Origin of the sequence: Microbacterium oleivorans, assembly GCF_023715745.1 — a bacterium.
Taxonomy (GTDB): Bacteria; Actinomycetota; Actinomycetes; order Actinomycetales; family Microbacteriaceae; genus Microbacterium; species Microbacterium oleivorans_D.
Genome location: NZ_JAMBOV010000002.1, coordinates 142426 through 168281, shown reverse-complemented (window position 1 = coordinate 168281; position 25856 = coordinate 142426). Strand labels below are relative to the sequence as shown.

Below are 25856 nucleotides of genomic sequence, written 5' to 3'. Positions count from 1 at the left end.
GCTATCGGGCCGACGCCGGGAGGATCCTGGCGCGCGAGCGGCGCTCCCGCTCCTGTGCGGCCTGAAGGCGCCGCAGCCGATGCACGAGCACCGGGTCGTAGGCGACGGCGTCCGCCGACTCCAGGATCCGCCCGAGCAGCTGGTAGTAGCGCGCAGGGGTCAGAGAGAGGCCCGCACGCAGCGCCTCCTCCTTCGCCCCGGAGTGCCCCGGCCAGCGCGCCTCGAAGTCGAGGACGGCGCGGTCGCGATCGGAGAGGGGCACTCCCCCACGCTACGACGAGCATCATCGGTCATCGCGGAACATCGGGGCGGTTCGTCCGGTTGAATATGTCGAGGGAAGGAACAACACATGAGCTATCGCGTGGAGAAGACCGACGAGCAGTGGCGGGAGGAGCTGACCCCCGAGCAGTACACCGTGCTGCGGCAGGCGGGAACGGAGCGCGCATGGACGGGCGAACTCCTCGACGAGGACCGTGCCGGCCTCTACACCTGTGCGGCGTGCGGCGCCGAGCTGTTCCAGAGCGGGACCAAGTTCGATTCGCACTGCGGCTGGCCGAGCTTCTACGAGTCGGTGCGCCCGGAGGCCGTCGAGCTGATCGAGGATCGCAGTCACGGAATGGTGCGCACGGAGGTGCGCTGCGCGAACTGCGGCTCGCACCTGGGGCACGTCTTCCCTGACGGTTTCGGCACCCCCACCGGCGACCGCTACTGCATGAACTCGCTGTCCCTCTCGTTCACACCGAAGAACGACTGACGTCAGCGGCGACCGCCCGCTTGCAGGCCGCGACGACACCGTCAACCCTGGTGTCGCCGCGGCCTGTCGCATCTACCGTGGCCACGAGCGCGGTGAGAGTCGCCGCGGTCGGAGGATGCACATGCCCGACACCACCGACGCCACCGACGACCTGCTGGGTGGCCGCTACCGCCTCGGCGAGACCCTGGGACGCGGCGGGATGGCGGACGTCTTCCGCGGCGAGGACGTCGTCCTCGGTCGCGAGGTCGCGATCAAGATCGTGCGCTCGGGCGCCGACGGGGTCGCCGCCGACAGTCGCGCGCGCGGCGAGGTCAGTGTGCTGGCTGCGCTCAACCACCCGTCGCTGGTGACCCTCTACGACGCTCAGCTCGACGCCGACCCGCCCTACCTCGTGATGGAGCTCGTCGAGGGGCCGACCCTCACGACGCGCATCGCCCGATCCCCGCTGACACCGCCCGCGGCGGCGATCATGGCGGCCGACCTCGGCGAAGCCCTCCACGTCGCCCACGGGGCCGGTGTCGTGCACCGTGACGTGAAGCCGTCGAACGTCCTCCTCGCACCCTCTCATCTGCCCGATCACGAGTTCCGCGCCAAACTCGCCGATTTCGGCATCGCCTACCTCGTCGACACGGCCCGGGTGACGAATCCCGGCGAAGTGATCGGCACCGCCGCCTACCTCGCTCCCGAGCAGGTGCGGGGCGTGGATCCGGCACCGCCCGCCGACGTCTACGCACTCGGCCTGGTCCTCATCGAATCCCTCACGGGGTCACGGGCCTTCCCGGACGCGGCAGGCGTCGCGACCGCGCTCGCGCGCCTCGAAGCCCCGCCGGAGATCCCCGCGGGACTCGACCCGGCGTGGCAGGAACTCCTGCGCGCCATGACGCGCGTCGACCCGGCCGAGCGGCCCACCGCCCTCGACGTCGCGATCAGAGCGCGTTCGCTCGCCACGACGACGTCCGATGCACCCACCGAGGCCCTTCCCGCCGGAGTGGCCGCGGCCGGAGCCATCGGCGCGGCGATGGCCGACGGCGTCGTCCGCGACGACTCGGCGGACACACGTGACGGCACGGCGGCGGATGCCGCGACCGAGGCCCTCCTGCCCGCCGGAACCGCGGCGGGCGATGCCGCGCCGCCTCCGTCCGCGCCGGGTACGGCCCCCACCAGCGTGCTGGCGGCCTCTTCCGGCGCCCGGCCGGCAGACGTGCCGACACCGGAGGCGGACTCCGTGCCGTCACGGACGGCACCCGCGGAAGCGGAGCCGACCGCACGGCGGAACCGCCGACGCCCACGTCGCCGCGCGACGATCTGGGTCACCGCGGCTGCCGCGGCGGCGCTCGTCGCCGGGGCGGGCGGCATCCTGGCCCTCACCGCCGGCGGCGACGAGAACACTCCGGCGGATCCGCCTCCTGTGACCGACCCGACGCCGGGCGTGAGCCCGACCGCTCCGGTCGACGAGGAGGACACCGCCGAAGAGGTCGACACGGTCAGCGACAGCGGCACGACCGAGGAGCAGGACACGACGCCGACACCCGAGGAGACCAGCGAGCCCCCCGTCGACGAGGTGACGCCCGACGACGCGACCACCGACCCCGCCGAGGACACCGGCACGACAGACGGCTCCGACGAGGGGGTCACCGACGACGACGGCGGCGGTACCGACCCCGCGGAACCGAGTCCGGCGCCCACCGACGACACCGTCACCGAGCCCGAACCGGCCGACACTCCGACGCCGGAGGCGCCGTCGCCCGCACCGACGGGCTGACCCGCGTCAGCGGCGCACGCGCCAGAACGCCGCGACGAACACCGACGTCAAGCCGATGACGACGGTGACGGCCTCGATCACCACGCCGGGACCGGCCGGAGCGGGCCACAGGACGTCGAGGGCGAGCGACGCGAGGAGCTGGCCGGACACCGCCGCCAGCCCGAACAGGAGCACGCCCGTGCGTGCCACGAGCGCGGCCGACAGCATGATGTAGGTGACGCCCAGCGCGCCGCCGAGGTACAGCCACGGCTCGGTCGGCAACGGCGCCGGCGGGCCCTCGACGATCGTCACGATGACGGCCAGGACCGCCAGGATCGCCGTGCCCAGAGTGAAGTTCACCAGCGTCGCCGTGACGGGGGTCCCGACGCGGGCGCGCAGGCGGCCGTTGGTCGCCTGCTGCCACGCGAGTCCGGCACCGACGACCACGGGGAGCACGACCATCCACACGGGGACACCGGCGAGGCCGTCCCCCGAGATCAGGACGACTCCCACCGCGGCCAGCGCGAGCGCACCGCCGACCAGGCGTGGGACGGTGACCGCGACCACCCCGCCGGGCCCGTAGCCGACGCGGTCGAGGATCAGACCACCCACCGTCTGCCCCGCGACGATGCCGACGGTGAAGAGGGACACCCCCACGATCCCGACGGCGACGGCCTGCGTGCCGACCGTCAGCGCTCCCGCGGCGCCGCCCACCAGCATCCACCACGGAATGCTGCGCTCACGGATGCCGCGGGTCAGCAGGGCCGCACCGCGGCGCCCCGCGGGGGTCAGCACGGAGACGAGCGCGATCAGCAACAGGCCGCTCCCGAAGGAGATGACCGCGGCGGCCATCGCATGCTCAAGACGCACGCCGAGCTGGCCGTTGATGCGCGCTTGGACGGCCGTGAGGACGCCGACCGACACCGCTCCCAGCAGAGCGGGCGCCAGCCGCGCCGGCGGGCTCGTCACGCCGGCCGTACTCAACCGAACAGCGCGGCGGCTTCTTCGTAGCGGTGCGCCGGCACGGTGTGCAGCGATCCGAGCGCCTCCGCGAAGGGCACCCGCACGATCTCGGTGCCCTGCATGGCGACCATCTGACCCCAGGCACCGTCGACGACCGCGTCTGCGGCGTGGAGGCCCAGCCGCGTGGCGAGCACGCGGTCGAAGCCCGAGGGCGATCCGCCGCGCTGGATGTGGCCGAGGACGGTCGCCCGCGTCTCGATACCCGTGATCCGCTCGATCTCGGGGGCGAGGATCTCACTGATGCCGCCGAGACGGGGACGGTTGAAGGCGTCGAGGCCCTTGTCGCTGTAGGCCTCCTCCATCCCCGTGAGGGTGAAGCCCTCGGAGACGACCACGAGCGGCGCGCGCCCGCGGTCGTGCGCCTTCTGCACCTGCTCGGCGATCTCGTCGATGGACATCGGGTGCTCGGGGATGCAGATGACGTGTGCACCCGCCGCGATACCCGAGTGCAGCGCGATCCAGCCGACGTGGCGCCCCATCACTTCGGCGACCATGCAGCGCTGGTGGGAGTCGCCGGTGGTCCGCAGCCGGTCCATCGCCTCGGTCGCGATGTTCACGGCGGTGTCGAAACCGAACGAGTAGTCGGTGGCGTGCAGGTCGTTGTCGATCGTCTTGGGCACACCCAGGACGTTGATGCCGTCCTTGTGCAGTCGGTCGGCGGCAGCCAGGGTGCCCTCGCCGCCGATCGCGACGATGCCGTCGAGGCGGTGGCCGTACATCGTCTTGGAGATGTTCTCGGCGCCGCCGCGGGGACCCTCGTAGGGGTTCGTCCGGCTCGTGCCGAGGATCGTTCCGCCGACCTTGGACAGACCCTTCACCTCGTGACGGGTGAGGGGGAAGAAGTCACCGTCGACCACACCGCGCCAGCCGTCGCGGATGCCCACGAACTCGATGTCGTAGGTCGTCGTGCCCTTCAGCACGATGCCCCGGATGACGGCGTTCAGGCCTGGGCAGTCGCCGCCGCTCGTGAGGATACCGATCTTCATGATGGTCCTTAGGTGATCTCGGGTTGATGCTGGGGGCGACGCTGCCTCGACGACACTATCGCCGCGACGGCATCACCTGCCAGCCGAGCGGACTCAGGCGGCGCCGAGCGCCTGCCGGAGCAGGTGCATGAGCGCCGACATCTGCACGGAGTCGCTCGAGGTCGGGTCGACCGCGTCGCCGTCGAGGGCGCGCTGTGCGAGTCCCTGCTTGCTGTCGATGAGCTCGGCGATCTTCGTGTCGATCGTGTGCGCCGCGATGATGCGCCAGGCCGTCACCGGCTCGTCCTGCCCGATGCGGTGCACGCGGTCGATCGCCTGCGTCTGCTCGGCGGCCGTCCAGCTGAGCTCGGCGAGCACGACGTTGGATGCGGCCTGGAGGTTCAGGCCGACGCCGGCCGCCGTGAGCGAGCACACCGCGATGGCGACGTCCGGGTCGCCGTTGAACGCGTCGATCGCCTGCTGACGGACCGGCGTGGTCTGGTCGCCGCGGATCGAGACCGTGCGGAGCCCCGCCGACGCGAAGTGCGCCTCCGCGGCATCCATCACATCGATGTGCTTGGCGAAGAAGACGACCTTGCCGACAGAGCGCTGCAGCTGCACCGCGTAATCGGCGGCCAGGTGGGACTTGGCCTGACCGATGCGACGCACCATCGTGAAGACGTTCTCAGAGCCCGAGCCGGCGGCCTTGGCCTCTTCGAGCTCCCCGTGCGCGACGAGGCGCACGATGTCCTCGTCGACGTCACCGCGGATGACGCGGTCGCCGCGAGCCTCGATGATGCGGCGGTACTTCGCGGCGAGGCGCTCGCCCAGCTCGCGTTCGGCGGCGCGGATCGAGCGGCCGAACTCGTCGTCCAGCTCGACGGGGAGGTCGGCCACGAGCTTGTCCGGGAGGTCGGCGGCGACGTCCTTCTTCTTGCGTCGCACGATGCCCATCGAGATGACCGCGGAGCGGGCCTCGGGGTAGAACGCCTTGTCGGCGGGCGTCAGACCGGTCTCGTCGAGGCGAGCCATCAGCTCGGGGCCTGGCTTCTCGCCGTTCGTCCAGCCGAGGAACCGCCAGATGGCGTCGAAGTCCTCGACGTCGTTGATGAGCGGCGTGCCCGTCAGGGCGAGCAGCAGGGGGTCGCTCACCTGCTCGCGGATCCGCGAGGCGAGGGCGAGCACGTTCCGCGAACGCTGCGACGTGAGGTTCTTGATGAAGTGCGCCTCATCGACGACCATGCCCTTCAGGCCGATCGAGCTGAGCCACGACAGATGGCGGTCGAGGATCTCGTAGTTGACGATGAAGATGTCCGCGAAGGCGTCCATCGTCTCGCCGTCGCCTTGGATGACGGTGGCGCGGCGCTGGGGCGTCCACCGCTCGACCTCGCGCGCCCAGTTCATCTTCACGACGTTCGGGACGACGACCAGCAGCGGGTACGCGTCGGCGACGGATGCCGCGAGCACCGACTGCGCCGTCTTGCCGAGGCCCGGCTCATCGGCCAGCAGGAAGCTGCGGTGGCCGGTGCGGACGGCTTCGAGGAACCGCGACTGATGCGGCATCACGTCGAGACCCTTGGGCGAGATGCGGTCGAACTCGGGGACGGCGGGCAGCTCCATCGTGGCGGACCCGCCGCCGGCGCCGGTCTCGAACGCCTTGTAGAGGGGTCCCATCAGCTCCCACCCGTCGAGCCGGCGTCGCGGCGTCGCGACCGGCGCGCGCAGTGCGACGTCCGGGGCGAGGAACGGGTTGGCCTCCTTGCGGGCCTGGACCTGCGGCGGCACGACCTGACGGTCCGCGATCGCCTCGGGGACGACCGGAGCCTGAACGGGCTTCGCGTCGGTGATGATGAGCTCGTCCTCGGGCAGCTCCGCCCCGGACTCGAGGAGCCAGTCACGACGCATGCGACGCGCGACCGGCGAGGCCGCCTGGTCGACTTCGAGCAGCTGGATGAGCGAGGTGTCGCGGGCGGCGGTCTTCGCGAGGATCGTCGCCACGCCGTCCAGACGCTTCAGAAGCTCGGCGCGAGCGCCGTCGGCGATGTCGGCCGCCGCCTTCACCCGCGCGCGCTCCTCGCGCACGAGGAAGGCGATCACCTGGAACTTGACGCGGTTGGTCGGCCCGAGCTTGCCCCGCTGGGCCTTGGCCTCGACCTCGCGCACCTTCCGGGCGAGGATCGGGATGAGGGGTGCCTCGTCGTCTCGGCGCGACGATGATCCCCGACGACGCCGAGCGGCGGTCTTGGGGGCGGTGGCTGCCGTGGTCGGCATGCTCCTCCTGAGCGTGACACCGGCAGATGCCGGCGAGCGTCGTACGAGACGACGGTCTGCGAGGCCGCGAGGTCGGTCGCGACACGAATGTGGTCCCCGGGTCGTCACGGCTGCGGGTACTCGCTTCTGCGAGCGGCGGCGACGGGACGGGCCCTTCCCCCTCATTCTAGCGCGTCACCGCCGTCGCCCGTCGACCGGGCTCGCCGGTGTCGTGCACGTCGCCGCGTACGCTGGTGACATGCCCACCGAACGCGAACTCGCCGCCACCATCGACCACGCGATCCTGAAGCCGGAGCTCACCCGCGCAGACGTGGACGCCGAGCTCGACATCGCCGCCGAATGGCGCGTCTTCAGCGTGTGCGTGCGCCCCAGCGACATCCCCCACGCCGTGGCGCGCCTCGCCGGCACCGGCGTGGCCGTCGGCACGGTCATCGGCTTCCCGCACGGCACGACCTCGACGACGGCCAAGGTGGCCGAGACCCGTCAGGCGATCGCCGACGGCGCGAGCGAGGTCGACATGGTCGTGAACATCGGCGCACTGCGTTCGGGCTTCGACGACGTCGTGGTCGACGACATCCGTGCGGTCGTCGAGGCGTCCGGAGGCCGGGTCACCAAGGTCATCCTCGAGACCGCTCTCCTCGACGAGGAGCAGATCGAGCGCGGCAGCCGCCTCACCGAGGCCGGCGGCGCGCACTTCGTCAAGACGTCGACCGGCTTCGCCGGCGGCGGCGCGACCGTGCCGCACGTCGAGCTCATGCGTCGCACCGTGGGTGCGGATGTCGAGGTGAAGGCGTCGGGCGGTGTCCGCAGCTACGCCGACGCGATCGCGATGCTCGAAGCCGGCGCGACGCGGCTGGGCACGAGCGGCAGCGCCGTCATCCTCGGCGAAGCCCGCCGCATCGACGCGGGCGACCAGGCCACCGGGGCCGTCGACTCCTCGTCGTACTGACCCCGTTCCCGTCTCTCAGGTACCGGGCTGCAACGCGGCCCGGACCTCTGCCACGTCGGCATCCATCCGCTCGATGAGGGCCTCGATGCCCTCGAAGCGGACCATCCCGCGGATGCGCGCGGTGAACTGCACCTGCACGGTGTGCCCGTAGAGGTCGAGGCCGGTCTCGTCGAGGACGTAGGCCTCGACCTGGCGCTGCGGCACGTCGTCGAACGTGGGGTTCGTCCCGACCGAGATCGCCGCGGGGTACCGCGTCGCGGGGCGGACGCGCCCGGCATCCGTCCCCTCGTCGATCAGCCAGCCGGCGTAGACACCGTCCGCGGGGATGAACCCCTCGGCCGTCTGGGCGAGATTCGCCGTCGGGTAGCCGAGCTCCCGCCCGCGCTGCAGTCCGTGGACGACCTCGGCACGGACGGCGTGCGGGCGCCCGAGCAGCCGCGCCGCATCCTCGACCTGGCCTGCCGCGAGCATCTCGCGCACCCAGGTGGACGAGACCCGGCGACCCCCGCCCTGGACGTCACCGACGACGTCGACGGTGAACCCGTGCGCCGCGCCGAAGGACGTCAGGAAGGCGGGATCGCCCGCTCCCCCTCGCCCGAACCGGAAGTCGACGCCGACCATGACGCACACGGAGCGCAGCGCATCGACGAGGATCCGCTGCGCGAACTCCTCGGGCGCGAGACCGGCGAGTCCCTCGTCGAACCTGAGGACCAGCACCGCGTCGACGCCGGAGTCGGCGAGGAGGGCGATCTTCTGCTCGACGCTCACGAGGGGCTCCGGGCAGCGATCCGGTCGCAGCAGGGCGAGCGGGTTGCGGTCGAACGTGACCGCGACCACCCGCGCGGCGGCATCCATCGCCGCGACGCGCGCACGGTCGATCACGGCGCGGTGACCGGAGTGCACGCCGTCGAACTTGCCGATGGCGACGACACTCGGCCCGAAGTCGGCGGGCACCTCGGCGGGATCGCGGAAGACGATCACGCGGCGTCCCCCGCAGGGCGGGCGCGTCGGTGCGCGATGAGCCACCACAGGCCCAGGAACGGCAGCACGAGAGGGATCAGGACGTACCCGATGCCGTATCCCGACCACACCGTCGGGTGGTCGAACAGCTCGGGATGCGTGAGCGAGAGCGTTCCGACGACGAGGACGCCGACGAGCTCGAAGACGATCGCCGCCCAGGCGACGCGGTACCAGCGCTCCGACGCGCTGAAGATCAGGGCGAGGGTGGCGAGGATGTAGACGAGGGCCGCGAGCGCGGACAGCGAATACGCGAGGGGGGCTTCGTCGAACTCGCGCACGATCTGGACGAACGAGCGTCCCGTCGCCCCGAGCGCCATGATGGCGTAGACGACCACGAGGACGCGTCCGACACCCGTCATCCGGCGTCGGGGTGCAGCCGACGGAGCGGTCGAGGTCGGCGCGGTCTCAGGCATGGCACCTCAATCCTACGACCGCCGCGGCGACGGGTCGGCCCGGGTCAGGCGACCTGCACCGTCCAGATGACGTTCATCCGCCAGATCATGATCGCGATCGCGAACGCGGCCACACCCATGACGACCGTGCTCCAGCGACCGCGCTCGATGAGCGCCCACGCAACGGCGGCCGGCGGGATGAGGACGGCCGAGACGAGGTACACCCAGAACTCGAGCAGGTCGCCCGTCGGCGGGTTTCCCGCGAGCGGGGCGATGATCGCGATGACGACCTGCACGATCAGCAGCAGCAGCACGAGGGCTTGCGTGCCGACCGAGAGGTCGCTCGGACGGCGCCCCGCGAGGCCCAGCACCGTGCACAGCAGCCCCGCCGCGCACGCGACCACGATCTGGACGACGGTGAACCAGGCGATCACGGCTGCTCCTCGGGCATGTTCATCAGGCTCTTCACGTCGTCGCCGCGCCGACCGACGATCCCGATGAGCGTGCCGTCGGGGGCGATCGCAGCGGGCGTCTCGGTCTGCAACCGATCGGATGCCCCGAGGAGGCGCTTGCCGTGGCGGAGGTCTCTCGCCTCGTCCGCCGTGACCGGGAACGAGCCGAGGAGGGATGCCGCGACACCCGCGGCATCCTGCAGCGGCGCCTCGACGGTCAGCTCGGTGACGGCATCGGCGACGCCGAACGGGCCGATCCGGGTGCGGCGGAGCGCCGTGAGGTGCCCGCCCACGCCGAGGTCGGCGCCGAGGTCACGGGCGAGGGCACGGATGTAGGTGCCGCTCGAGCAGTCCACGATGACGTCGACGTCGACGATTCGTTCCTCCCGTCGGATGCCGAGTACGTCGAACCGGCTGATGACGACGTCCCGCGCCTTCAGCTCGACCTGCTCGCCCGCGCGAGCGAGATCGTAGGCCCGCCGCCCTCCGACCTTGATGGCGGAGACGGTGCTCGGCACCTGCGAGATCGGCCCGGTGAGCGACCGGATGCCGCGGTGGATCGCCTCGTCGGTCACGCCTGCCGCATCCGTCCGTGCGGTCTCGACACCGTCGGCATCGTCGGAGTCCGTGCTCACCCCGAGGCGGATCGTGGCCTCGTAGGTCTTGTCGAGCCCGACGACGTACGTGAGGAGCCGGGTCGCGTGGCCGACGCCGAGGACGAGCAGACCGGTCGCCATGGGGTCGAGCGTGCCGGCGTGGCCGATCTTGCGGGTGTTCAGCGCGCGGCGGGCGCGGGCGACGACGTCATGGCTCGTGACGCCGGCCGGCTTGTCGACAAGGAGGATCCCGCCGCTCCCCTGGCTCTGCTGCATGGCTTCCAGCCTAGGCTGGAGCGGTGCCCGACCTCGCCTCGCCGCTGATCGCGTGGTACCGCGAGAACGCGCGTGATCTGCCGTGGCGCCGAGAGGGATTCGGCGCCTGGGGCACCCTCGTCAGCGAGTTCATGCTGCAGCAGACGCCGGTGGCGCGGGTCATCCCGCGGCTCGAGGAGTGGCTCGCACGATGGCCGACACCCGCCGATCTCGCAGCCTCTCCCCCGGCGGAGGCGGTGCGCCTGTGGGCGAATCTCGGCTACCCCCGCCGTGCGCTCTGGCTGCACCGCGCCGCGACCGAGATCCGGGATCGCCACGACGGGGTGGTGCCCCGCGACGTCGACGCGCTCCTGGCCCTCACCGGGATCGGCGACTACACCGCACGCGCGGTGGCGGTCTTCGCGTACGCGGACCGGCATCCCGTCGTCGACACCAACACGCGTCGCGTCCTGGCCCGCGCCGTCGACGGCCGGTCGCAGCCGGGGCCGCCGGCGAGAGCCGATCTGGCCGCGATGACGGCGATCCTGCCCGAGGACGACGCGCAGGCGGCGATCGTCAACGCCGCCGCGATGGAACTCGGCGCGGTGGTCTGCACGGCGCGGTCGCCCCGGTGCGAAGCATGCCCGCTCACGGACCTGTGCGCCTGGCGTGCGGCCGGATACCCCGACACCGGGGACGGCAGACGCAAGCAGGCGCGGTACGAGGGCAGCGACCGCCAGGCGCGCGGCGCGGTCATGAAGGTGCTGCGGGATGCCGAAGGCCACCCCGTCCCTGCGGACGAGGTGGCCCCGGAGTGGCCCGATCCCGTGCAGCGGGACCGTGCCATCGACTCGTTGATCGCCGACGGACTCGTCGAGGTCACGGGCGGCGCGCTGCACCTTCCCCGCTGATCGGCCCCGTCAGTCCTCGTCGTCGCTTTCGCGCGGCTTCACGTACGGGTCCGCCTCGCCGGCGTAGCTGCCACCGGCCGCGGTGGCGGCCACCGCTGCGTCGCGCTCACGCGCCTCGCGCAGCAGGTCCTCGATGTGGCCCGCGTTCTCGGGCAGCCCGTCGAGGATGAACTCCAGCGACGGGGTCAGGCGCGTGCCGAGCTGACGCCCGACCTCGCTGCGCAGCATCCCCGTCGCGGCCTTCAGCGCCGCAGCCGTGCCCTCGCGGGCCTCGTCGTCGCCGTAGACCGTGTAGAACACCGACGCGTGCTGCAGGTCACCCGTGACGCGCACGTCGGTGATCGTGACGAATCCGAGCCGCGGGTCGCGCAGCCCCTTCTCGAGTCGCTCCGCGATGAGCACGCGGATGCGGTCCGCCAACCGTGCCTGCCGTTCCCCGGCCATAATCCTTCTCCTTCTCTACCCGGCCCGCGATACGGCTGGCCGGAAACTGCGGAGGACTCGGATGTCCGTCCGAGGCAATCGGGGTAGGGGCCCCGCTCTTGCCGAGGACGGACATCCGAGTCCGTAGCGACCTGAGGATCAGCCGCGCGGCTTCTCCACCATCTCGGTCGTCTCGATCTCGTCGCCGATCTGGATGTCGTTGTACTTGCCGAGGCCAATACCGGCTTCGAAGTCCGTGCGGACCTCGGTGACGTCATCCTTGAAGCGGCGCAGCGACTCGATGGCCAGGCCGTCGGCGATCACGACGCCGTCGCGGATGACCCGCGCCTTGGCGTTGCGCGTGATCGTGCCCGAGCGGACGATGACACCGGCGATGTTGCCGAACTTCGAGGAGCGGAACACCTCGCGGATCTCGGCGACACCCGACTGCACCTCTTCGAACTCCGGCTTGAGCATGCCCTTGAGCGACTGCTCGACGTCGTCGATTGCGTTGTAGATGACCGAGTAGAACCGGACGTCCACGCCCTCGCGGGAGGCACGCTCGCGGGCCTTCGTGTCGGGGCGGACGTTGAAGCCGATGACGATCGCGTTGTCGATTGTCGCCAGGTTGATGTCCGACTCGGTGATCGCACCGACACCGCGGTGGATGATGCGCAGCTGGACGCTGTCGTCGACCTCGATCTTGAGCAGCGACTCCTCGAGGGCCTCGACGGCACCCGAGACGTCACCCTTGATGATGAGGTTGAGCGACTCGACCTTGCCCTCTTCGAGAGCGCGGGTGAAGTCCTCGAGCGAGATGCGCTTGCGGGCCTTGGCCAGCTGGGCGTTGCGCTCGACCGCTTCACGCTTCTCGGCGATCTGGCGGGCCATGCGGTCCTCTTCGGTGACGATGAAGACGTCACCGGCGCGGGGCACGGAGTTCAGACCCTGCACCTGGACCGGACGCGACGGGTAGGCCTCCTCGACCGCATCGCCGTTCTCGTCGATCATGGCGCGGACGCGTCCGTAGGCAGTGCCCGCGACGATCGCGTCACCGACACGGAGCGTTCCCGACTGGATCAGCACCGTGGCGACCGAACCGCGGCCCTTGTCGAGCTTCGCTTCGATCGCGACACCGCGCGCCGCCTTGTTCGGGTTGGCCGTGAGGTCCAGACCCGCGTCGGCGGTGAGCAGCACGGCGTCGAGGAGATCCTGGATGCCGATGTTCTGACGCGCCGAGACGTCGACGAACATGACGTCGCCGCCGTACTCCTCGGCGACCAGGCCGTACTCGGTGAGCTGCTGACGGACCTTCGCCGGGTTGGCGTCGGGCTTGTCGACCTTGTTGACCGCGACCACGATCGGCACGTTCGCCGCCTGAGCGTGGTTCAGCGCCTCGACCGTCTGCGGCATGATGCCGTCGTCGGCCGCGACCACGAGGATCGCGAGGTCGGTCACCTGCGCACCACGGGCACGCATGGCGGTGAACGCCTCGTGACCGGGAGTGTCGATGAAGGTGATGGCGCGCTCGATGCCCTCGTGCTCGGTCCAGACCTGGTACGCACCGATGTGCTGCGTGATGCCGCCGGCCTCGCCCGCGACCACGTTGGTCTGACGGATGGCGTCGAGCAGTCGGGTCTTACCGTGGTCGACGTGGCCCATGACGGTGACCACGGGAGGACGGATCTCGAGGTCGTCCTCGTTCTCCGCCTCCAGCTCGGCCTCGAGGTCGAGACCGAAGCCCTCGAGGAGCTCCTTGTCCTCGTCCTCGGGCGAGACCATCTGGATCTTGTAGCCGAGCTCCTCGCCGAGGATCTCGAACGTCGCCTCGTCCAGCGACTCGGTGGCCGTGGCCATCTCGCCGAGGTTGAAGAGGATCGTCACCAGGGTGCCGGGCTGGACGGTGTACCCGCGCAGGGCCTCGAGCTTGTCGGCGAAGTCCGCGATGGATGCGCCGCGGCGGAGCCGGATGACCTCGCCGTTGCCCTTCTGGACGTTGACGCCGCCGACGACCGGCGCCGACCGCATCTCGAATTCCTGCCGCTTCGCCCGACGCGACTTGCGCTGCTTCGACTTGCCGCCGCCCTTACCGAAGGCACCGGCGGTACCACCACCGGGCCCACGGCCACGGCCACCGCCGCCACCGGGACGACCGGCGAAACCACCAGCCGGGGCTCCCGGACGCGGAGCGCCGAAGCCGCCGCCACCGGGACGACCGGGACCGCCCGGACGCTGCTGGAAGGGCGCGCCGGGACGACCGCCGCCACCGGGACGACCGGCGCCACCGGGACGCGGCGCGCCGGGACGGGGGGCGCCGGGACGCGGCGCCTGCGGACGCGGGATGTTGCCCGGGGTCGGACGCTGGCCCATGCCCTGCGACGACGCGAAGGGGTTGTTGCCGGGACGGGGGCCGGCGGGACGCTGACCCATGCCCTGCGAGCTGGCGAAGGGGTTGTTACCGGGGCGCGGGGCACCACCGGGACGGGGCGCCTGCGGGGCGGGCTTGGCGGGAGCGGGGGCGCCGGGCTTCGGCGCGCCGCCCTCGGGGGCCGACGGTGCGGGCTTCTCGGCGGCCGACGGAGCGGGCGCCGCCGGCGCGGCGGGCTCGGGGGCCGGGGCGGGCTTGGGCGCCGACGGGCGGGGACCGGGGGTCACGCCGGATGTCGGGGCCTTCGCCGCGGGCTTCGCGGGCGCGGCGGCAGGTGCCTTCACGCCTTCCGCCTCGAGGGCGGCGCGGAGCTTGCGAGCCACAGGGGGCTCGATGGTGGATGAGGGGCTCTTGACGAATTCGCCGAGCTCCTTCAGCTTCGCGAGGGCGACTTTACTGTCGACGCCGAGCTCGGAAGCGATCTCGTGCACGCGTGGTTTTGCCACAATTCTCCTGTCTGGGGCCCGCCCCGGACAGGGCGGACCGTCATTCGCGGACGGGTCTCATTTCGAGCCGTTCACTTTGTGTCCATAGCCGTTCAGCCGTTTCGCTGGAGGGATTCTCTGGTGGTCCGCGCATCCAGTTCCGCTGTGTCCAGTGGAGTGGATGCCCGTAGTGCGCGTCCGAATGCGCGTCGTGTGAGGGCGGTGCTCACGCACCTGTCCGTGTCATGCACCCACGCGCCCCTTCCCGGCAGGACGGCCTTCTCGTCGATGACGAGGGCACCGTCCCGGGCCACGATGCGAAGCAACGAGGACCGGGGGGCACGCGCGCGGCATCCCACGCACGTTCGAACAGGTTCCATCCTACCGCGTCAGGACTCGTCGAGAATGCTGTCGGGCTGGATGTCGATCTTCGCGCCGGTCAATTTCGCCGCGAGCCGGGCGTTCTGCCCTTCCTTCCCGATCGCCAGCGACAGCTGATAGTCGGGGACGAGCGCGCGCACGGCCTTCGTGGCCTGATCGAGCACGAAGCTCGAGGTCACCTTGGCCGGCGAGAGGGCGTTGGCGACGAACTTGGGCAGCGTCTCGTCGTAGTCGACGATGTCGATCTTCTCGCCGCCCAGCTCCTCCGTGACCGCGCGCACGCGGCGACCGAGCTCGCCGATGCAGGCGCCCTTCGCGTTGACGGCCGGATCGTTCGCCTTGACCGCGATCTTGGTGCGATGGCCGGCTTCCCGCGCGAGCGAGACGATCTCGACGACGCCCGAGGCGATCTCGGGGACCTCGAGGGCGAAGAGCTTGCGGACGAGGCCGGGGTGCGTACGCGAGACGGTGATCTGCGGTCCCTTCAGACCCTTCGACACCGAGGTCACGTAGACACGCAGGCGTGAGCCGTGTGCGTAGTCCTCGCCGGGGACCTGCTCCTCGGGGGGAAGGATCGCCTCGATCGTGCCGAGGTCGACGTGCACCATGCGGGGGTTCGGACCCTGCTGGACCACACCGGCGACGATGTCGCCCTCCTTGCCCTTGAACTCGCCGAGCACGGCGTCGTCGGCGATGTCGCGCAGTCGCTGGCTGATGACCTGCTTGGCGGCGAAGGCGGCGATCCGGCCGAAGTCGTCGGGCGTGGACTCCTCCTCGCCGATGACCGCGCCCTCCTCGTCGCGCAGCGGGATGTACACCGCGACGTGACCGGTCTTGCGGTCGAGGCGGGCGCGCGCGCCGTCGGGGAGTTCACCGTCGGGAGAGGTGTGCTTCGCGTAAGCGGTCAGGATGGCCTGCTCGATGATCCGGACCAGTTCGTCGAACGGGATCTCCCGCTCGCGCTCGACAGTCCGCAGCAGCCCCAGGTCGATGTCCACAGGTGCCTCCCTTTTCAGTTGCTCAACACGGCGCCGCGATCACGCCCGGTCTCCCGGTGCGTCGCGGCATCCCACCAACGTTACCCGATGGGACCGCGTGCGACCTGAGAAGATCGACGGATGACCGATGCCGTGGAGGAGGCCGCACGCAGTGTGCGCCGCTCCCCCGTCGCCCGGGCGCTGGCCCGCGGGGGCTACGCCGCCAACGGCGTCGTCCACCTCGTCTTCGGGGTCGTCGTCATCGTCATCTCCTTCGGTGGACGCGGCGAGTCCGATCAGGCGGGCGTCTTCAAGTCCCTGCTCGAGGCTCCTCTCGGCTTGCTGCTCGTGTGGATCCTCGGTCTCCTCCTGACCGCCCTGGGACTGTTCCAGGCTCTGCGGGCATTCCTCACCAAGGGCAGGGATGCCTCGGCCTGGGGACGGCGCGGCTCGGCAGCCGGCCAGTCGCTCGTCTATCTGGCCCTCGGCGCCATCGCGATCACGGTCGCGCTCGGCGCCCGCCCTGACGGCGACCGCACCGCTCAGGAGATCACGCGCGGCCTGCTGGACACGCCCGGAGGCGTCTTCGTCGTGGCCGCGGCCGGAGTCGGCCTCGTGATCGGAGCGCTCGTCTTCGCCTCGATCGGCGTCCGCCGGTCCTTCGACAAGCAGGTCCGCATTCCGAGCGGCCCGATGGGCACCGCCGTCACCGTGTCGGGGGTCCTCGGCTACATCGGGAAGGGGATGTCGGTGCTCATCGTCGGCATCCTCCTCATCGTCGCGGCGGTCAAGCAGGACTCGGCGGCCGCCGGCGGCTTCGACGCCGCCATCGAGGCCCTGCTGGAGCAGATGATCGGGCCCGCGCTCGTCTTCCTCGTCGGGCTCGGCCTCGTCGTCTACGCCGTCTTCAGCTTCCTGCGCACCCGCTACGCGAAGCTCTGACGGTCACCTCCCGCCGAACCGGCAGATCTCGCCGACCCAGCTGAGGATCCGCGCCCTGTTGCGCTCCCCCGCCGCCACCTCGATCCGCCCCGCCTCTCCGTGCACCTCGACGTCGACACCGAAGACGGTCCCGCGCTTGTCCTCCTGCACGACGTGCGGATCGCATCGCTGCGGGACGAGGGGGACCTCGAACGTCCCTGTGCGACCCCCGACCGGGTAGATCGCCACGCCAGGGCCGAACTGGAGAAGGTTCGTGGACCGGACTGCGACGACGGCCACGTCGGCCGAGGCGTCGATCGTCTCGATCCGCAGCGGCAGCACGGCATCATCGGACGCCGACACCCGCACCTCACCCCACGACACCCTCACCGCTCGGGCGACCTCGGCAGCCAGGCACTCCCGGGCGCGGAGCCGGTCGAGGAACCCGAGAGCGTCCTCGAGCGCGCCTCGCAGCAGCTGGCCGTCTTCCAGGGTGACCTCCCACGCCCGGTCGGGCGACTCGTCCTCGCACGCGACCTCGGGGAGCATCACGGGCAGGTCGATCGACTCGCCAGGACCGAGCGCCCACCCCTCCGTCTCCACCGCGTCGCCGAGGCGGTCGTCGACGAGACGGACGCTCCGCACATCCAGCTCGTCCGGCGAGTCGTTCGCGATCCGGATCTGTGCTCTGCGGGCCGCCTCGTCGGAGCGCTCCTGATGCAACCAGACCCGGACGGCAGGGCTCGGCGTCGAGGTGGGAACGGGTGCCGATGCGCAGCCGGCCGGAAGCGCGAATCCCGCCGCGAGCAGCGCCGCGAGGGCGACGCGACGCTGCAGCCGGATCATGACCTCAGGGTACGGCGTGCGGTTCGATCGGTGGGCTCGCGGGCGGCGCCGAGGGCAGCTCGTTGACGGCGCGGATGAGGTGGTGCAACTCGCCGATGCGGTGACGGTCGAAGTCGAGCAGCAGCCGCGGCAGCTCCAGCCGGTCGCCGTCCTGTCGCTCCCGGCGCAGGGGTGCGGTGCGTTGGATGCGTCCGCCGGTCAGCAGGTGGGAGAACCGCCGACTCAGGTCGTCGACCTCGGCATCCGTCGGCTCCGCGCACAGTCGCAGCACGAGACGGGAACCGATCCAGCGCAGCGAGTCGTAGTTGCGCCAGAAGCCGGTGATCTCGGCCTCGGCCTCCGCCACGGAGTCGGTCACGAGCACCCGGTCGAGATCATCCGGCGAGATCACCCCCGAGGGGATCAGGTGGTCCGCCGCGAACCTCTCCAATCCCTGCCAGAACGTCCCCCCGGGAGCGTCCAGCAGCACGATCGGCGTCGGCTCGGCCTTGCCCGTCTGCTGCAGCGTGAGCAGTTCGAACAGCTCGTCGAGCGTGCCGAAGCCTCCCGGGACGCAGACGAAGCCGCGGGACTCCTTCACGAGCATGAGCTTGCGCGTGAAGAAGTACTTCATGGCGACGACGCGGTCCGCCTCGGCGATCACCGCGTTCGGCTTCTCCTCGAACGGCAGCCGGATCGAGACCCCCAGGGAGTGGTCCGGTCCTGCCCCTTCCGCAGCGGCCTGCATGATGCCGGGACCGGCGCCCGTCACCACCATCCACCCGCGCTGCGCCAGCGCACCGGCGATGTCGGCGGCGGCCCGGTACAGCGGATCGTTCGGGCGCGTTCGCGCGGAGCCGAAGATGGTCACCTTCGGGTTCGCCCGGTAGGGCGCGAACAGCGCGAACGCGGAGCGCATCTCCGCGAGCGCGGCCGACGCGATCTTCAGGTCGAGTCTGTCGGTGTCGTCGACCCCCATCCCCAGCCCCGTGACGAGGATGCGGGCGACGAGATCGGCGTCGTCGGTCACACCGGCTTCCGTCAGGAGGGCGCGGACGGCGTCGGTGACGTCACCGTCGAGGGAGGATGCGGAACTCGGCGACATCTCCCCAGGCTGTCACGATCCGGCTTCCGTCGGGTGAACGGATGACGACGGATGCCGCAGCTCAGGCGGTGAGCGCCGCGACCGCCTCGGCGGCGGCCAGCGTCGTGCGCTCGCCCGAGCGGCGGTCCCACAGCTCGACCTGCCCCTCGGCGGCACCGCGTCCCACGATGAGGATCCACGGGACACCGACGAGCTCGGCGTCGCCGAACTTCACGCCCGGGGAGACCTTCGGCCGATCGTCGAGGAGCACGTCGCGGCCCGCGGACTCGAGGTCGGCGGCGAGCGTCTCGGCGAGCTCGAACGCCGCCGCATCGCGACCGGTCGCGACGACGTGCACGTCGAACGGCGCGATCGACTCCGGCCAGATGAGCCCGCGGTCGTCGTTGTTCAGCTCCGCCAGGATCGCGAGGATGCGGGTGACACCGATGCCGTACGAGCCCATGGTCACCGTGACGAGCTTGCCGTTCTCGTCGAGCACCTTGAGCCCGAGCGTCTCGGCGAAGAACCGCCCCAGCTGGAACACGTGCCCGATCTCCATACCGCGTGCCAGCTCGACCGGGCCCGAACCGTCGGGCGCGGGGTCCCCGGCGCGCACATCGGAGACGTCGATGACACCGTCGGCCGCGAAGTCACGGCCCATGACGACAGAGTGCGCGTGCTTCTCGTGCTCGTTCGCACCCGTGACCCATGCCGTGCCCGTGACGACGCGGGGGTCCACGAGGTAGCGGATGCCGGTGGCGGACTCTTCGCCGAGGACCGGCCCGCTCGCCGACCAGGGGCCGATGTACCCCTTCACGAGACCGGGGTGCTTCGCGAAATCGGCCTCGGTCGCGGCCTCGACGGCGGCGGGGGCGAAGGCGACCTCGGCGCGCTTGTCCTCGACGTCGCGGTCTCCCGGGATGCCGACGACCACCAGCTCGCGGGTGCCGTCGAGGTGCGTGAGCGCGAGGACGACGTTCTTCAGGGTGTGGGCCGCCGTCCACGCCTGGGCGCCGTCGGTCGCGGGACCGGCGACACCGGGGACCGGCGCGTCGAGGTGGGCGTTCGCGTGAGCGACGAGCGTCTCGATCGTCGGAGTGTTGGGCGAGTCGAAGACGACCGGCGCCCCGTCGGGGATCGGCAGGGCGTCGGGCACGACGGTCGTGAAGGCTTCGACGTTGGCGGCGTACCCACCGCCCGAACGGACGAAGGTGTCCTCGCCGACCGCGATGGGGTGGAGGAACTCCTCGCTGCGCGCGCCCCCCATCAGCCCGTTGTCGGCGGCGACGATCACGTACTCGAGACCGAGCCGGGTGAAGATCCGCTCGTACGCATCCCGCTGCGACTGATACGACGCATCCTGCCCTGCGTCCGTGTAGTCGAACGAATAGGCGTCCTTCATCGTGAATTCACGGCCGCGGAGCAGGCCCGCGCGGGGCCGCGCCTCATCCCGGTACTTGTCCTGGATCTGGAAGATCGTCAGCGGCAGGTCCTTGTACGACGAGTACAGATCCTTCACGAGCAGCGTGAACATCTCCTCGTGCGTCGGGGCGAGGAGGTAGTCGGCGCCCTTGCGGTCCTGCAGCCGGAAGATGCCGTCTCCGTAGGACGTCCACCGTCCGGACTGCTCGTAGGGGTCGCGCGGAAGGAGGGCGGGGAAGTGGACCTCGAATGCCCCGGCGGTCGCCATCTCCTCGCGGATGATCTGCTCGAGCTTCGCCTTGACGCGAAGGCCCAGCGGCAGCCAGGTGAAGATGCCCGGGGCGGCGCGGCGGATGTAGCCGGCGCGCACCAGCAGACGGTGGCTGGTGACCTCGGCGTCGGCCGGGTCTTCGCGGAGCGTGCGGAGGAAGTATGTCGAGAGACGGGTGACCACGAGCGTCAAGTCTAGGTGCGCGCGCTCTCCCGCCGTGGCGGTGAGGCGCTTAGCCTGGACGGATGCGCACCGTCCTGCTGACCGGCTTCGACCCGTTCGCCGGTGACGCGGTGAATCCCTCCGGGGAGGCGGTCCGGGGGGTCGCCGCGCGGTGGGCCGGCCCGGAACGGCTCGTCACCGACATCTTGCCCGTCACCTTTGACGGCGCGACGGCACGGCTGGCCGCACTCCTGCAGGAGCACCGACCCGACGTCGTGATCGCCACCGGGCTCGCCGGTGGACGGGCGGCGGTCACTCCCGAGCGCGTCGCCGTGAACCTGGCCGATGCTCGCATCCCCGACAACGCGGGTCACCGTCCGCAGGACGCACCCGTCGTCGACGGCGGGCCGGTCGCGTACTTCGGCACCCTCCCCGTCAAGGCGATCAGTGCCGCCCTCACGGACCGCGGCATCCCGTCGACGGTCTCGCACACGGCGGGCACGTTCGTCTGCAACGCGGTGATGTACGCCGCCCTGCACGCCACCGACGGCACACCGGTCAGGACGGGTTTCATCCACATGCCCTGGGCGGCAGGGCACGGGCCCGCCGACGCACCCTCGCTGCCGCTCGGTGTCCTCATCGACGCCCTCGAGGTCGCCATCCGGGTGTCGCTCGATGCGGAGCGCGACGTCAGCGCGGCCGGCGGCGAGGTCAGCTGAGGGCGAGGAGCTCCTGCGCCACCGCGCGGAGGTCATCCATGTCGACGGGTCGCTCGGGATCGCTGAAACGGCCCTCGACCAGAACGAGGCCGTCGTTCCCGCGGACGAGGAGGCGCGACCGGTTGTCCTCCTCGATCTCGGCGGCGTCGGCACCGTCGATCGCCCAGACGGTGCCGCCGAGCCGGTCGTTCACCTCTTCCCACATCCCCGCCGCTCCCGGCACGATGACGACCTGCAGTTCGCGGAAGTCGGTCAGCTCCGACCAGTCGCAGGCACGCACGATGTCGGTGCTAGGGCAGGACGCCCCCGCCCGCGAGCATTCAGCGACCCAGGAAGTCGTCGAGTCCCGGCAGCCCGAAGCCGCTCAGACCGTCGCCGAGGCCCGACACCTGCTCGCCGAATCCGGAGACCTGCTCGCCCACACCCGAGAGCGCGTCCCCCGCGAGGCCGTCGAGGTCGACACCCTCGGCGAGCGCGTCGAAGTCGACCCCCATGCCGGCGGCCTGCGCCAGCAGCGGCCCTGCCACCGAGGTGACGATGGCGCCGGCGGCCACCGCTCCGAGGATGCCTGTACCGGCGCCGATCACCGCGCCCCCGGCCAGGCGACCCGCGCCGCGACTGGATCCCGCACGGGCCAGAAGCCCCTTGAGCAGGCCGGGTCGCGCCGCCTCACCGCGCGCCGCCGCGCGGGCGAGGTCCGCGGGCGACGACGAGCGGGGCTGCTCGTGGGCGGGCAGCTCGGACGTCATCCTCGACTGCACGTGCGCGCGCTGGTCAGGGGTCAGTCGGGCGAACGCCTCGCGATGGATCTCCTCGACCTGATGCGGATCGGCGGTCTGCAGGAGGTAGTCGTACCGCGCGACCGCCTGACGGTCTGCCGCCGACAGTCGCCCGTTCTCCGCGGATGTCGAGGATCCCGCGGCCGGCGGGGTCAGACCCACCGGTGACCCCGACGAGGTCGGCGCGACTCCCCGGGCATCCGGCGCAGCCCGCCGGTCCCCCGTCAGGGCGTCGGCAGCGGAGCGGACCATGCCCCGCCAGTCCCCCGCACCGTCGGCTCGTCCCGAGGAGGACTGCGATGAGGAGGACGAGTCGAGAGCCTTGGCGGCCATGCCGATCAGTCGCGAGAGTTTGCCCATGCCGATGACGGTATGCGTCTGCTCTATGGAAGTGCTGGAGGGATCCGAGGAGCCGCCTGACCGCCCGGCCTACACTGACCGCGTGCCCTCACGCCGCGCTCGTCTCATCTCCGCCCCTCAATCCGACGTGCGAGCGGCTCTGGCGGCACTGCGCGAGCGGTTCGATCTTCCCGCCGGCTTCCCCCCGACCGTGGAGGGGGAGGCGGAGCAGTCGGCACGCGAGGTGATGGTCGCCCCATCGTCCGAGCTCGTGGACCTGCGCGACATCCCGTTCCTGACGATCGACCCCGAGGGATCGACCGACCTCGATCAGGCCGTGCACCTCGAGCGGACCGCGGACGGCGGCGTCCTCCACTACGCGATCGCCGACGTGCCTGCCTTCGTCCCGTTCGGCGGTGCGGTCGATGCCGAAGCCCGGCGGCGCGGGCAGACCGTGTACGCGCCCGACGGCCGCATCCCGCTGCACCCCGCCGTGCTCAGCGAGGACGCCGCCTCTCTCCTGCCCGACCGTGATCGTCGCGCGTTCGTCTGGCGCTTCGAGCTGGATGCCGGTGCCCGCCCCGTCACGACGACGCTGACCCGGGCGGTGATCCGATCGCGCGCCCAGTGGTCGTACGTCGACGCACAGGCCTCGCTCGATCGCGGCGACGCCCCCGAGACCATCGCGCACCTCGTGTGGTTCGGGGACGAGCGCGCCCGCCGCGAGAGCGAACGCGGCGGCGCCAGTCTGAACCTGCCGGAGATCCGCGTCGTCCCGACGCCGAACGGCTACGACCTCGACGCGGACCCCGGCGTGCCGCTCGAGGACGCGAACGCACAGGTCTCCCTCCTCACCGGCATGGCCGCCGCCGAACTCATGCTCGGCGGAAGGGTGGGCATCCTGCGGACGATGCCACCGGCATCCGATGACGACGTCGAGGCGTTCCGGGCGCAGACGGTGGCGCTCGGCGTGCCGTGGCCCGCCGAGGTCGCTTACGGAGATTACCTGCGCGACCTGCCCCGCACGCCGGTCGGGCGCGCCATCCGCGAACAGGCGGCGGGACTCTTCCGGGGTGCGGGTTACACCGTCTTCGACGGCGAGCTGCCCGACCTGACCACGCAGGCGGCGATCGCCGCACCTTACGCGCATACGACGGCTCCGTTGCGGCGCCTGGTCGACCGCTGGTCGCTCCTGGTGTGCCACGCGCTGGCGAACGGCCTGGAGGTCCCGGACGAGGTCCGGCAGTCGCTCGCAGAGCTGCCGGAGGTGATGGAGCGTTCGTCGCGCATCGCCGCGCAGGTGGACGCGGCCGCCATCGACCACGTCGCCGCGGCCGTCCTCTCGGGACGGGAAGGCGAGGTCTTCGACGCGGTGGTCCTGCGCCGCCGGGAGAACGGGGCTCGCGTCGCGCTCTCGTCGCCGCCGCTGGAAACGACGCTCGCCGAGGTGGACGCGGAGCCGGGAGAGGCCCTGAAGGTGCGGCTGGTCGCTGCCGATGTCATCGGCGGACGGGTCGAGTTCACGGTCGCCTGAGTGCGTCGATTTGCGTCGGGCGACGCGAGAGTGTGCAATATATTGCATGCCGGTTCCCTCCACCTCTCTCCCGCCGCGCGGTCTGCTGCGCGACGAGGTCCGCGCTCGGCTGTGCGACGCGATCGTCGACGGGACCCTCGCGCCCGGCGAGCAGCTCCGAGACGCCGAACTCGCGACGTGGCTCGGCGTCTCGCGGACACCCGTCCGGGAAGCGCTTCTCGACCTGGCACGCTCGGGGCTCGTGCTCGCGCTCCCTGGGCGATCGACGGTCGTCGCCCCCGTCGACGACCGCAAGGTCCGCGACGCTGCGGCCGTCGTCGCATCGATGCACCGCATCGCGGTCGTGGAAGCGACCCACCGCCTCACCGACGAGGACATCGAACGGATGCGGCTCGCGAACGACGCCTTCATCGCCGCACATGATGCCGGCGACACCACTGCGGCGCTCGAGGCCGACCACGAGTTCCACGCCGTCGCCGTGGAGCGTGCCGACAACGACGCCGTCCGCACGGTCCTCGCGCTCTACGGCCCGGTGCTCGAGCGCGCCGAGCGCCTGCGCTTCGCCTCGAGCGATGCGGAGACCTCCGCGGCCCGCCACGCCGAGCTCATCCGCCACTGCGCCGCGCGTGACGCCCACGCCGCGGCGGCCGTCGCCGAAGGCCTCTGGCTCGATCTGCTGACCGACACCACCCCCCAGGAGACCCCGTGATCCTCGACCAGTTCCCCCGGCATCCGCTGACCTTCGGGCCGAGCCCGCTGCAGCACTTGAAGCGCCTGACCCAGCACCTCGGCGGAGCCGAGATCTGGGCCAAGCGAGAGGATGTCTCGAGCGGACTCGCCTTCGGCGGCAACAAGACCCGCAAGCTCGAATACATCGTTCCGGACGTCCTCGCCAGCGGCGCGGACACGCTCGTGTCGATCGGTGGGTACCAGTCCAACCACACCCGTCAGGTCGCCGCCGTCGCCGCACACCTGGGCCTGAAGGCCCGCCTCGTGCAGGAGAAGTGGGTGCCCTGGGACGAGCCCGTCAACGACAAGGTCGGCAACATCCTGCTGTCCCGGATGATGGGCGCGGACTCGCGGCTCGACGACGCGGGGTTCGACATCGGCATCCGCGACTCCTGGAAGCAGGCGCTGCAGGAGGTGGAGGATGCCGGTGGCACCCCCTATCCGATCCCTGCGGGAGCCTCCGAGCACCGCCTCGGCGGCCTGGGCTTCGCGAACTGGGCGTTCGAGGTGGCCGAGCAGGAGAAGCAGCTGGGCGTGTTCTTCGACACGATCATCGTCTGCACAGTGACGGGATCCACCCACGCGGGCATGATCGCTGGTTTCGCCGCTCTCGAGGAGCTGACCGGAGTGAGGCGTCGGGTCCTCGGCATCGACGCCTCCGCCACCCTGCAGAAGACGCGCGATCAGGTGGCCCGCATCGCGCGCAACACGGCGGAGCTCATCGAGCTCGGACGCGACCTGCGCGACGACGAGATCCAGGTGCTCGAAGGATGGGCCGGCGACCTCTACGGCATCCCCGTCGACTCGACGATGCCGGCGATGGCGCTCGGCGCGCAGCTCGAGGCGATGATCACCGACCCCGTCTACGAGGGCAAGTCGCTCGCCGGCCTCATCGATCTCGTGAAGGGCGGCGACATCCCGAAGGACTCGACCGTTCTGTACGCGCACCTCGGCGGGCAGCCGGCGATCAACGCCTACCACTCCCTCTGGAGCTGACCGGCAGCGTATCCCGGGGTCGGGAACCGCCGAGCGCGAGCACGCGCTCGGCGACGTCGACATCGAAGCCGAGATCCGCTCGGCTGACGTGGAGGACGTTCACGCCGTCCGT

26 protein-coding genes are annotated in these 25856 nt (G+C 71.2%); 9 read left to right on the top strand and 17 right to left on the bottom strand.

All coding sequences use genetic code 11. The features are described from left to right. Nucleotide 1 precedes the first annotated feature (1 nt). On the bottom strand, nt 2-262 hold the full coding sequence (locus tag M3190_RS05600; protein WP_251579376.1) for a DUF3263 domain-containing protein: 261 nt from the start codon (nt 260-262) through the stop codon (nt 2-4). A gap of 87 nt (nt 263-349) precedes the next feature. On the opposite strand from M3190_RS05600, the gene msrB reads away from it, so the two are divergent. Next, nucleotides 350-754 carry a peptide-methionine (R)-S-oxide reductase MsrB gene (msrB, locus tag M3190_RS05595; RefSeq protein ID WP_251579374.1) on the top strand — a complete coding sequence of 135 codons (405 nt, stop codon included), beginning with the start codon at nt 350-352 and terminating at the stop codon, nt 752-754. Nucleotides 755-875: 121 nt separating this feature from the next. Next, nucleotides 876-2516, top strand: coding sequence for a serine/threonine-protein kinase (locus M3190_RS05590; protein WP_251579366.1), 1641 nt, complete (start codon nt 876-878; stop codon nt 2514-2516). Between the two features lie 6 nt (nt 2517-2522). Here M3190_RS05590 and M3190_RS05585 read toward each other — a convergent pair whose 3' ends face one another. The 3 genes from M3190_RS05585 to M3190_RS05575 all read right to left on the bottom strand — a co-directional run bounded on the left by M3190_RS05585 (nt 2523) and on the right by M3190_RS05575 (nt 6754). Then, the gene (locus tag M3190_RS05585) at nt 2523-3464 is read right to left on the bottom strand and encodes a DMT family transporter (protein ID WP_251579359.1); all 942 of its coding nucleotides are present in this window, start codon (nt 3462-3464) and stop codon (nt 2523-2525) included. 11 nt (nt 3465-3475) lie between these two features. Continuing rightward, on the bottom strand, nt 3476-4504 hold the full coding sequence (locus tag M3190_RS05580) for an ATP-dependent 6-phosphofructokinase (RefSeq protein WP_251579357.1): 1029 nt from the start codon (nt 4502-4504) through the stop codon (nt 3476-3478). 93 nt (nt 4505-4597) lie between these two features. Then, on the bottom strand, nt 4598-6754 hold the full coding sequence (locus tag M3190_RS05575; protein ID WP_251579354.1) for a DEAD/DEAH box helicase: 2157 nt from the start codon (nt 6752-6754) through the stop codon (nt 4598-4600). A gap of 238 nt (nt 6755-6992) precedes the next feature. Here M3190_RS05575 and deoC point away from each other — a divergent pair, with 238 nt between their 5' ends. Further along, nucleotides 6993-7703 (top strand): deoxyribose-phosphate aldolase, encoded by a 711-nt coding sequence (gene deoC / locus M3190_RS05570; RefSeq protein WP_251579352.1) that lies wholly within the window; start codon nt 6993-6995, stop codon nt 7701-7703. Between the two features lie 15 nt (nt 7704-7718). Here deoC and M3190_RS05565 read toward each other — a convergent pair whose 3' ends face one another. From M3190_RS05565 to truB, 4 genes are read right to left on the bottom strand one after another with little or no spacing between them, the layout of a single operon-like run. Beyond that, nucleotides 7719-8684, bottom strand: a complete 966-nt coding sequence (locus M3190_RS05565; RefSeq protein WP_251579350.1) for a bifunctional riboflavin kinase/FAD synthetase — start codon at nt 8682-8684, stop codon at nt 7719-7721. Beyond that, nucleotides 8681-9136: a hypothetical protein gene (locus M3190_RS05560; protein ID WP_251579348.1), complete on the bottom strand. Its 456-nt coding sequence runs from the start codon at nt 9134-9136 to the stop codon at nt 8681-8683. The genes M3190_RS05565 and M3190_RS05560 overlap by 4 nt, the downstream gene beginning before the upstream one ends. 44 nt (nt 9137-9180) lie before the next feature. Continuing rightward, nucleotides 9181-9549, bottom strand: coding sequence for a hypothetical protein (locus tag M3190_RS05555; protein ID WP_251579346.1), 369 nt, complete (start codon nt 9547-9549; stop codon nt 9181-9183). Then, complete coding sequence (gene truB / locus M3190_RS05550) at nt 9546-10439, bottom strand: tRNA pseudouridine(55) synthase TruB (protein ID WP_251579344.1); 894 nt, start codon at nt 10437-10439, stop codon at nt 9546-9548. Before truB ends, M3190_RS05555 begins: the two co-directional genes overlap by 4 nt. A 23-nt stretch (nt 10440-10462) precedes the next feature. Here truB and M3190_RS05545 point away from each other — a divergent pair, with 23 nt between their 5' ends. Further along, nucleotides 10463-11329 carry an A/G-specific adenine glycosylase gene (locus M3190_RS05545; RefSeq protein ID WP_251579341.1) on the top strand — a complete coding sequence of 289 codons (867 nt, stop codon included), beginning with the start codon at nt 10463-10465 and terminating at the stop codon, nt 11327-11329. Between the two features lie 9 nt (nt 11330-11338). Here M3190_RS05545 and rbfA read toward each other — a convergent pair whose 3' ends face one another. From rbfA to nusA, 4 genes are all read right to left on the bottom strand, one after another. Then, on the bottom strand, nt 11339-11773 hold the full coding sequence (gene rbfA / locus M3190_RS05540) for a 30S ribosome-binding factor RbfA (RefSeq protein WP_251579339.1): 435 nt from the start codon (nt 11771-11773) through the stop codon (nt 11339-11341). Between the two features lie 138 nt (nt 11774-11911). Beyond that, nucleotides 11912-14626, bottom strand: a complete 2715-nt coding sequence (infB, locus tag M3190_RS05535; RefSeq protein ID WP_251579337.1) for a translation initiation factor IF-2 — start codon at nt 14624-14626, stop codon at nt 11912-11914. Between the two features lie 92 nt (nt 14627-14718). Further along, the gene (locus tag M3190_RS05530; protein WP_251579335.1) at nt 14719-14985 is read right to left on the bottom strand and encodes a YlxR family protein; all 267 of its coding nucleotides are present in this window, start codon (nt 14983-14985) and stop codon (nt 14719-14721) included. 9 nt (nt 14986-14994) lie between these two features. Beyond that, nucleotides 14995-15984, bottom strand: a complete 990-nt coding sequence (nusA, locus tag M3190_RS05525; protein WP_251579333.1) for a transcription termination factor NusA — start codon at nt 15982-15984, stop codon at nt 14995-14997. A gap of 120 nt (nt 15985-16104) precedes the next feature. Here nusA and M3190_RS05520 point away from each other — a divergent pair, with 120 nt between their 5' ends. Continuing rightward, a complete protein-coding gene (locus tag M3190_RS05520; RefSeq protein WP_251579331.1) occupies nt 16105-16905 on the top strand; it encodes a DUF1206 domain-containing protein in 801 nt (266 codons plus the stop codon). Nucleotides 16906-16908: 3 nt separating this feature from the next. Here M3190_RS05520 and M3190_RS05515 read toward each other — a convergent pair whose 3' ends face one another. From M3190_RS05515 to M3190_RS05505, 3 genes are all read right to left on the bottom strand, one after another. After that, on the bottom strand, nt 16909-17730 hold the full coding sequence (locus M3190_RS05515) for a hypothetical protein (protein ID WP_251579329.1): 822 nt from the start codon (nt 17728-17730) through the stop codon (nt 16909-16911). A gap of 4 nt (nt 17731-17734) precedes the next feature. Further along, nucleotides 17735-18814, bottom strand: coding sequence for a TIGR00730 family Rossman fold protein (locus M3190_RS05510; protein WP_251579327.1), 1080 nt, complete (start codon nt 18812-18814; stop codon nt 17735-17737). 61 nt (nt 18815-18875) lie between these two features. After that, entirely contained in the window at nt 18876-20669 is a 1794-nt protein-coding gene (locus M3190_RS05505; RefSeq protein WP_251579325.1) for a proline--tRNA ligase, read from the bottom strand. 62 nt (nt 20670-20731) lie between these two features. On the opposite strand from M3190_RS05505, the gene pcp reads away from it, so the two are divergent. Continuing rightward, nucleotides 20732-21367, top strand: coding sequence for a pyroglutamyl-peptidase I (gene pcp / locus M3190_RS05500; RefSeq protein WP_251579323.1), 636 nt, complete (start codon nt 20732-20734; stop codon nt 21365-21367). Here pcp and M3190_RS05495 read toward each other — a convergent pair. Beyond that, the gene (locus M3190_RS05495; protein WP_251579321.1) at nt 21360-21647 is read right to left on the bottom strand and encodes a hypothetical protein; all 288 of its coding nucleotides are present in this window, start codon (nt 21645-21647) and stop codon (nt 21360-21362) included. The two genes, pcp and M3190_RS05495, sit on opposite strands and share 8 nt — an antisense overlap. A gap of 40 nt (nt 21648-21687) precedes the next feature. Further along, the gene (locus tag M3190_RS05490; protein WP_251579319.1) at nt 21688-22506 is read right to left on the bottom strand and encodes a DUF3106 domain-containing protein; all 819 of its coding nucleotides are present in this window, start codon (nt 22504-22506) and stop codon (nt 21688-21690) included. 82 nt (nt 22507-22588) lie between these two features. Here M3190_RS05490 and M3190_RS05485 point away from each other — a divergent pair, with 82 nt between their 5' ends. Genes M3190_RS05485 through M3190_RS05475 form a run of 3 tightly spaced genes read left to right on the top strand, consistent with a single transcriptional unit; the run spans nt 22589 to nt 25744 of the window. Further along, nucleotides 22589-24019, top strand: a complete 1431-nt coding sequence (locus M3190_RS05485; RefSeq protein WP_251579317.1) for an RNB domain-containing ribonuclease — start codon at nt 22589-22591, stop codon at nt 24017-24019. A 46-nt stretch (nt 24020-24065) separates the two neighbouring features. Next, complete coding sequence (locus M3190_RS05480; RefSeq protein WP_251579315.1) at nt 24066-24728, top strand: GntR family transcriptional regulator; 663 nt, start codon at nt 24066-24068, stop codon at nt 24726-24728. After that, nucleotides 24725-25744 carry a 1-aminocyclopropane-1-carboxylate deaminase gene (locus M3190_RS05475; protein WP_251579313.1) on the top strand — a complete coding sequence of 340 codons (1020 nt, stop codon included), beginning with the start codon at nt 24725-24727 and terminating at the stop codon, nt 25742-25744. The genes M3190_RS05480 and M3190_RS05475 overlap by 4 nt, the downstream gene beginning before the upstream one ends. Nucleotides 25745-25856 lie beyond the last annotated feature (112 nt).

Coding starts and splice junctions, on each gene's coding strand:
- truB (WP_251579344.1), bottom strand. CDS start 10,439: ATGCAGCAGAGCCAGGGGAGCGGCGGGATCCTCCTTGTCGACAAGCCG.
- M3190_RS05490 (WP_251579319.1), bottom strand. CDS start 22,506: ATGGGCAAACTCTCGCGACTGATCGGCATGGCCGCCAAGGCTCTCGAC.
- pcp (WP_251579323.1), top strand. CDS start 20,732: ATGCGCACCGTCCTGCTGACCGGCTTCGACCCGTTCGCCGGTGACGCG.
- M3190_RS05580 (WP_251579357.1), bottom strand. CDS start 4,504: ATGAAGATCGGTATCCTCACGAGCGGCGGCGACTGCCCAGGCCTGAAC.
- msrB (WP_251579374.1), top strand. CDS start 350: ATGAGCTATCGCGTGGAGAAGACCGACGAGCAGTGGCGGGAGGAGCTG.
- rbfA (WP_251579339.1), bottom strand. CDS start 11,773: ATGGCCGGGGAACGGCAGGCACGGTTGGCGGACCGCATCCGCGTGCTC.
- M3190_RS05590 (WP_251579366.1), top strand. CDS start 876: ATGCCCGACACCACCGACGCCACCGACGACCTGCTGGGTGGCCGCTAC.
- M3190_RS05560 (WP_251579348.1), bottom strand. CDS start 9,136: ATGCCTGAGACCGCGCCGACCTCGACCGCTCCGTCGGCTGCACCCCGA.
- M3190_RS05575 (WP_251579354.1), bottom strand. CDS start 6,754: ATGCCGACCACGGCAGCCACCGCCCCCAAGACCGCCGCTCGGCGTCGT.
- M3190_RS05480 (WP_251579315.1), top strand. CDS start 24,066: ATGCCGGTTCCCTCCACCTCTCTCCCGCCGCGCGGTCTGCTGCGCGAC.
- M3190_RS05520 (WP_251579331.1), top strand. CDS start 16,105: ATGACCGATGCCGTGGAGGAGGCCGCACGCAGTGTGCGCCGCTCCCCC.
- M3190_RS05515 (WP_251579329.1), bottom strand. CDS start 17,730: ATGATCCGGCTGCAGCGTCGCGTCGCCCTCGCGGCGCTGCTCGCGGCG.
- M3190_RS05510 (WP_251579327.1), bottom strand. CDS start 18,814: ATGTCGCCGAGTTCCGCATCCTCCCTCGACGGTGACGTCACCGACGCC.
- deoC (WP_251579352.1), top strand. CDS start 6,993: ATGCCCACCGAACGCGAACTCGCCGCCACCATCGACCACGCGATCCTG.
- M3190_RS05530 (WP_251579335.1), bottom strand. CDS start 14,985: ATGGAACCTGTTCGAACGTGCGTGGGATGCCGCGCGCGTGCCCCCCGG.